General features: G+C 62.4%; 7 protein-coding genes. 3 read left to right on the forward strand and 4 right to left on the reverse strand.

Annotated elements, in window-relative coordinates:
- The first annotated feature begins 7 nt into the window (after nucleotides 1-7).
- Complete coding sequence (locus D8U60_RS04705) at nucleotides 8-808, forward strand: hypothetical protein (RefSeq protein ID WP_122699810.1); 801 nt, start codon at nucleotides 8-10, stop codon at nucleotides 806-808.
- On the opposite strand, the gene D8U60_RS04710 is transcribed toward D8U60_RS04705, so the two are convergent.
- From D8U60_RS04710 to D8U60_RS04725, 4 genes are all read right to left on the reverse strand, one after another.
- Complete coding sequence (locus D8U60_RS04710) at nucleotides 805-1,770, reverse strand: metal ABC transporter ATPase (protein ID WP_122699809.1); 966 nt, start codon at nucleotides 1,768-1,770, stop codon at nucleotides 805-807. The genes D8U60_RS04705 and D8U60_RS04710 overlap by 4 nt on opposite strands.
- Nucleotides 1,771-1,802: 32 nt before the next feature.
- Nucleotides 1,803-2,615, reverse strand: a complete 813-nt coding sequence (locus D8U60_RS04715) for an aldo/keto reductase (RefSeq protein WP_130899584.1) — start codon at nucleotides 2,613-2,615, stop codon at nucleotides 1,803-1,805.
- Nucleotides 2,612-3,787, reverse strand: coding sequence for an FAD-dependent oxidoreductase (locus tag D8U60_RS04720; protein WP_130899585.1), 1,176 nt, complete (start codon nucleotides 3,785-3,787; stop codon nucleotides 2,612-2,614). Before D8U60_RS04720 ends, D8U60_RS04715 begins: the two co-directional genes overlap by 4 nt.
- Nucleotides 3,788-3,904: 117 nt before the next feature.
- Nucleotides 3,905-4,237 carry a multidrug efflux SMR transporter gene (locus D8U60_RS04725; protein WP_016771980.1) on the reverse strand — a complete coding sequence of 111 codons (333 nt, stop codon included), beginning with the start codon at nucleotides 4,235-4,237 and terminating at the stop codon, nucleotides 3,905-3,907.
- Between the two features lie 108 nt (nucleotides 4,238-4,345).
- Between D8U60_RS04725 and D8U60_RS04730 the strand changes: the two genes are divergently transcribed.
- Both D8U60_RS04730 and waaA read left to right on the forward strand, forming a co-directional pair.
- Entirely contained in the window at nucleotides 4,346-5,242 is an 897-nt protein-coding gene (locus D8U60_RS04730; protein WP_130899586.1) for a LysR family transcriptional regulator, read from the forward strand.
- Nucleotides 5,243-5,253: 11 nt separating this feature from the next.
- On the forward strand, nucleotides 5,254-6,528 hold the full coding sequence (waaA, locus tag D8U60_RS04735; protein ID WP_130899587.1) for a lipid IV(A) 3-deoxy-D-manno-octulosonic acid transferase: 1,275 nt from the start codon (nucleotides 5,254-5,256) through the stop codon (nucleotides 6,526-6,528).
- Nucleotides 6,529-6,563 lie beyond the last annotated feature (35 nt).

The following is a 6,563-nucleotide window of genomic DNA, read 5'->3' on the forward strand; positions in this document are numbered from 1 at the left end:
CAATCGAGTGTTGAAAATTGCCGTGGCGTTTTTCGGGATTCCGAGAAATTCGCCGATCTGCTTCCCTTCAATCGAACAGAACGTACTGGCGCAGTTGCCTGGCGGCAGCGAGGTGAAGTGCTTTTATCATCTGTATAAAGTCGGTGAAGTGCAGAATTCGCGTTCCGGCGAGAAAGGCGAGCTGGCGGCTGACAACTATCAGCCCTTCGAATCCATGAGCGGCTCGCTGACCTCGACCGAAGGCGTGCTGGAGCGCTGGGATTTCGAGCGAGTCAAAGCGCTGGGCGATACCTGGGCCGATGACTATGCATCGCTGCGCAACCTTATCTATCAGTTGAACTCCTTGCATACGGTCACCGGCGAGATCGAGTCGTTCGATCCCGACTTCGTCGTTTTCGTGCGGCCGGACAATTTCTTCCACACGGCGCTGCCAGGCTATGTGTTCAACCACGCCGAGGCGCGGCGACACAACGTCTATATTCCTGACTGGCAGTGGTGGGGCGGTCTGAATGACCGTTTCGCCGTGTGCGGGCGCAATACCTATGTCGCCTACGGCAAACGCATCGAACGCATCTTCGATTTCTGCAAGGCGACCGGCCGCAAGCTGCACTCCGAGCGCTTGCTCAAGTACGCCTTGCTCGAGGCAGGCGCCAAGGTCTGCACTTTGCCAACCCAGGCCTCCCGCGTGCGAATCACCGGTGCATTTGCCGAAGAGTCGTTCTCCCCCAAGCGTGGCATGGGCAAGCGCGAAAACCGCTACTTCCACTTCTTCGCGACATTGCGCACCTGGTGGGATCGCCGGCGCTAGCGGCTCGCGCGTTTCCTGCCCAGCCCGACCAGGCGCAGTGCCTTGATGCTCAACTGCTTGAGGCCGGTGCGTGGCGCTTTCGCCGGTGTCAGACCCTGTTGCACCAGCCAGTCCTTCCAGCGAATGCGTTCGTCGTGCACCACCCAACCCTGCTGCGTTGCAAAGCTTTCCGCCAAGTGAATACCGCGGGTGCTGGCCGGTATCAGCTTGTCGCGTTTGAGGGTAAACAGCTCGGCAGTTGGCGCGCCATCCTTGAGCGGCATGAGATACAAATCAGGACGTTTTCGGTCCAGCCGCGCCACCAATTGATCACCCTCCAAGCGTTCATCGACATGGAACAGGCTCAGGGATTTGGCTTCCTTGGGCACTTCCAGGCGCAGGTCATAAATCAATTGCAGCGACGCGGTCGGTAGATGAACGTACGCCCGTGGCCGCTCCAGCAATTGCAGGTTGGCGCAGCGCACCGGCCGTGCTGAACCGGACAGCGGTGTCAGGCGAAACGGCAGCGCTTCGCGGTAATGCAGCGCGGCGGAGTAGGGCGCGGGCAGCCAGGTGTCATTGAAACGCCCGCCGAGCCAGCCTTCCGGGGTTTCCAGCAGGCACTCTTCGGCAATTTCCTGAATCGCCGTGTGCAGCGGAATGTTCAGCTCATGGGCCGGCACGTAGCCGGAAATCAGCTTCAGTACCACGTCGCCGCGATCCTGCCGACGCTGGCGCACCAGCACCCAGTAATCGCGATTCTGCCAATGCAGGGTCAGGCGCACGGACACGCCGAGGTTGGCCAGTTCCAGGGCGAAGCGCTCGCTGTCGGCGACGCTGACCGGTTTACGCCGTTGCAGGGTCTGGGCGAAGTTCAGCGGCATGCCGACGCTTTGATAGCTCAGGCCTTCGGGCGTGGCTTCGACGAACAGCGGCAGCGTCTTGAAGTTGCTCGGGTTCTTGCGGATGAGCGTGCGCGGCATATCGGCTCCTGGCTTAAGGCCGCGGGGCGGCGTCAGTGACTACGCAGGACTTGGGCAACGGTCGCTACGTTATGGGCGAGGTGCAGCGGATTGATCGTGCCGACAATAGCACTGGCAACGCCGGGCTGAGTGAACAGCAACTCGAAGCTGGCGCGCACCGGATCGACTCCCGGACTCAGACAGACATGACCACTGGCCAAGGCTTTTTTCACCAGAATGGCTTTGCCGTGGGCAGCAGCATAGTCAATGACTGCCTTTTCGTTTTGTTCGTTCAGATTGTAGGTGACCATCGCACAGTCGCCTTGCTCCAGCGCTTTCAGCCCACCTTCGACGGTTTTCCCGGAAAAACCGAAGCCGCGAATCTTGCCCTCGGTCTTCAGCGCCGCGAGGGTGGCGTAGACCTCTTCGTGCTCAAGGATGGCCATGTCGTTGCCGTCCGAGTGCACGAGGACCAGATCGATGAAATCCGTTTCCAGACGTTGCAGGCTGCGCTCGACCGACATTCGCGTGTGCGCAGCGCTGAAGTCGTGGCGCGACACGCCATCGGCAAACTCTTCGCCGACCTTGCTGACAATCACCCAATCCTGTCGCTGACCGCGCAGCAGCGGGCCGAGGCGTTCTTCGCTGCGACCATAGGCCGGCGCGGTGTCGATCAGGTTGATGCCCAGATCCCGCGCCTGGCGCAGCAGCATGCGCGCCTCGTCATCGTCGGGAATCTGAAAGCCGTTGGGGTATTTCACCCCTTGATCGCGGCCGAGTTTGACCGTGCCCAGACCCAGCGGCGACACCGACAGGCCGGTGCTGCCCAGCGGGCGATGCAGTTCGTGCAGAGTGGCGATGCTCATGGCAGCAGTTGCTCCCACGCGGGTACACCGAGCGGCGGTTTCGGCAGCGGCGGCAGCGGTTCAGTCGCCTGCGGCTGGATACCGTCGCGTTGCAGCGAGGCGATAACGCGGTCGGAGAAGTCTGGCGCCAGTGCCAGTTTGGTCGGCCAGCCGACGAGCAAGCGACCTTCCTCGGCGAGGAACGCGTTGTCCGGGCGGGTCAGGCCGGTTTGCAGCGGCTCGGCGCGATCGACGCGCAGGGTTGCCCATTGCGTGGTGCTGAGGTCGATCCACGGCAGCAGTTGAGCGATTTCCTTTTGCGCGGTGGCGATCTGTTCGGCCGGCTCGCGGGCCACGCCTTCGCTTTCGGCAATGTCGCCGCCCATGTACCAGACCCACTGGCCATCAGCCGCCGGATGCGTGGTCACGGTGATGCGCGGCTTGGTGCCGCCGCCCAGGCAGTGCGCGTACAACGGTTTCAAACCGGGGCCTTTGGCGAGGATCATGTGCAGTGGTCGGCGCTGCATGGCCGGACGACTGAGGCCCAACGCTTCGAGCAGTTCGGCCGTGCCGGCGCCAGCACTGAGGACGATGCGCTGGGCGCGGATCTCACGCCCATCGACTTTCAGGCCGACCAGCACACCGGCTTCCAGCAGCGGCTCGATCACCTTACCGGCGAGCAGACCGTCGCCGGCCAGCTCGGCCAGACGCTGGATCAGGCTCGGGACATCCACCACCAGTTCAGCGAGGCGATAGACCTTGCCCTTGAAACGCTTGTCTTGCAGGGCCGGCGGCAGTTCATCGCCCTTGACCTGATCGACCCGGCCACGCACGGCTTTACTGGCGAAGAAACTGGTCAGGTTGCCGGCCAGCGTGCCCGGCGACCACAGGTAATGCGCTTCGGACAGCAGGCGCACGCCGGACAGATCCAGCTCACCATTACCGGCCAGCGCCTCGCGCCAGCGGCGCGGCATATCGGCGATGGCTTCCGAGGCGCCCGTCAGCGCACCGTGCAGCGCGTACTTGGCGCCGCCATGGATGATGCCTTGGGACTTCACACTCTGCCCGCCACCGAGGCTGGCGCTTTCCACCAGCACGGTCGAAAAACCCTGACCGCGCAGGCGCGCATTCAGCCAGAGGCCGGCGACACCAGCGCCGACAATCAGAACGTCGGTGGAAATAACGGATGGCATGCAGCGACCTCGGAGCTTGAAGAAGCCGCAAGTTTCAAGCTTCAAGCTGCAAGCTGCAACCCGGACCAGCAAATCAGCAATGCTTGCGGCTTGCCGCTTGAAGCTTGCTGCTGCTTTTTAATGCCCCGCAGTTTTCGAAAACAGCTGAATCACCACGACCCCCAGCACGATCAACGCCATCCCCAGCATCGCCGGTACGTCGAGTTTCTGCCCGTAGATGAACAGCGCCGCGACGCTGACCATGACAATACCCATCCCCGCCCAGACCGCGTAGGCAACGCCCACCGGTACGGTGCGCACCACCAGCGTCAGCATCCAGAATGCGATTCCGTAGCCGACAATCACCAGAATCAGCGGCAGCGGCGTGCTGAAGCCCTTGACCGCTTTCATCGAAACGGTGGCGATCACTTCGGCGCAGATGGCGATGGCCAGATAGACGTAAGCGTTCATGGTTGTGATCCTCAAATAAAACGTTGCTTGCTGAGGCGATATTCTAGGGATTGCTCAGATGGGGTAAAGTCATTACCTATCTGTTCTGGAGATAGGTTGAGAGCGCGCATGCAATGGAATCTTGAGCAGCTACGCATATTTGTCGACGTCGCCGAGCAGCGTTCGTTTTCCGCCGTGGCACGCCGACAACGCAAGGCGCAGTCGGCGATCAGCAGCGCCGTTGCGATGCTCGAAGAGGATTTGGGCGTGAGCCTGTTCGAACGCAGCAGCGGTCGGCAGCCGATGCTCACCGAGGCGGGCGCGGCATTGCTGGAAGAGGCACGGGAAGTGTTGCGCCAGTGCGAGCGCCTCAACGGCAGGGCCATGGCGATGCTGCGCGGTCAGGAGGCGCAGTTGCGAGTGGCTCAGGACGAGGCGATGCCGTATCAGGCGCTGGTGGAAAGTTTCGGTGAACTGGCCGAGCAGTTTCCCAGCCTGGAAGTGCAACTGACCAGCGCCGCCCAGGGTGAAGTTGCGCGCAAACTGGTCGAACGTCGCGCCGACCTCGGCCTGCTGTTCTATCACGATGAAATCCCCGAAGCCCTTGAGCGCCGCGTACTGGGTCGAGTGGAAATGGTCACGGTCTGCGGTGTCAATCATCCGCTGGCGCAGCAGGCCTACGTGACCTGTCAGCAACTGGCGCAGCACCGGCAATTGCTGATGTCGACGCAGACCAGCGTCTATCCCGGCAATGAGCCGGCCAGCCCGCAGGTGTGGCGCGCCGACAGCTTTTACGTGATGTCCGAATGGCTGGTGCGCGATCTCGGCTGGGCGTGGTTGCCGCGCCACGTTGTGCAGTACTCGGCGTATCAGGGCCAAATGATTGAGCTCGACAGTGAATGGACGCCGCCGGCGCTGGTGGTGGAACTGGTCTGGCGCCGCGACGAACCGCTCGGCCCCGCCGCGCGCTGGCTGGCGGAACGTTTTGCCGTGCACTTGCGGGCGATCGGCGACAAAAGCCGATAAACTCCGCCGCCATGAATAGAACTCTCTACACCGCGCTGTTTTACCTGGGGCTGCCATTGGTGGCGATTCGGCTGTGGCTGCGCGCGCGCAAGGCGCCGGCGTATGCCAAACGCATTGGCGAGCGCTTTACTTGTGGCATGCCGACCTTGCAGCCCGGTGGCATCTGGGTGCACGCGGTGTCGGTGGGCGAAAGCATTGCCGCCGCGCCGATGATCCGCGCGCTGCTGGAACGCTATCCGGCGCTGCCGATCACCGTGACCTGCATGACCCCGACCGGTTCGGAGCGGATTCAGGCACTGTTCGCCAACGAGGCGCGCATTCAACACTGCTATCTGCCGTATGACTTGCCTTGTGCGGCGGCACGTTTTCTTGATCGCGTGCAGCCGAAACTGGCGGTGATCATGGAAACCGAGCTGTGGCCCAACCATATTCATCAGTGTGCCAAGCGCGGGATTCCGGTGGCGTTGGCCAATGGGCGGTTGTCGCAGCGCTCCGCCAAAGGCTATGGCCGCTTCAGCAAACTCACCGCGCCTATGCTTGCCGAGATGAGCCTGTTGGCGGTGCAGACCGAAGCCGAGGCCCAGCGCTTCCGCGATCTCGGCGCGCGGCCTGAATCTGTCGAGGTCACCGGGTCGATCAAGTTCGACCTGACCATCGATCCGCAATTGCTGCAGCGTGCTACCGAATTGCGTAGCCAATGGCAGGCGCAGGATCGTCCCGTGTGGATCGCCGCGAGCACTCACGAAGGCGAAGACGAAGTGGTGCTCGACGCCCATCGTCGCCTGTTGGCCAATCATCCGGATGCATTATTGATTCTGGTGCCGCGTCATCCGGAGCGCTTCAATTCGGTGTTCGACCTTTGCCAGCGCGAAGGTTTCGCCACGGTACGTCGCTCGACCGGGGCCAATGTCGATGCGCAGACGAGCGTGCTGCTTGGCGACACCATGGGCGAGTTGCTGTTTCTCTATGCCCTGGCCGACAGCGCATTTGTCGGCGGCAGTCTGGTGCCGAATGGCGGGCACAACCTGCTCGAACCCGCCGCGCTGGCGAAACCGGTACTCAGCGGCCCACACCTGTTCAACTTCCTCGACATCGCCGCGCAACTGCGCGAAGCCGGGGCGTTGGCCGAAGTGGATGATGCCGAAGGCCTCGCAGTCGAGGTGCAGCGCTTGTTCGAACTGCCACGTGATGCGCAGCGCATGGCCGAGGCCGGGCTGGCGGTGATGCGGCGCAATCAGGGCGCATTGCAGCGCTTGCTGGATGGCTTGGCGCGGCTGATCCAATAGTCGCCTGGAATATGACTGTGGTGAGGGGATTCATC

It is taken from the genome of Pseudomonas sp. Sample_11, from assembly GCF_004307505.1.
GTDB lineage: Bacteria > Pseudomonadota > Gammaproteobacteria > Pseudomonadales > Pseudomonadaceae > Aquipseudomonas > Aquipseudomonas atacamensis.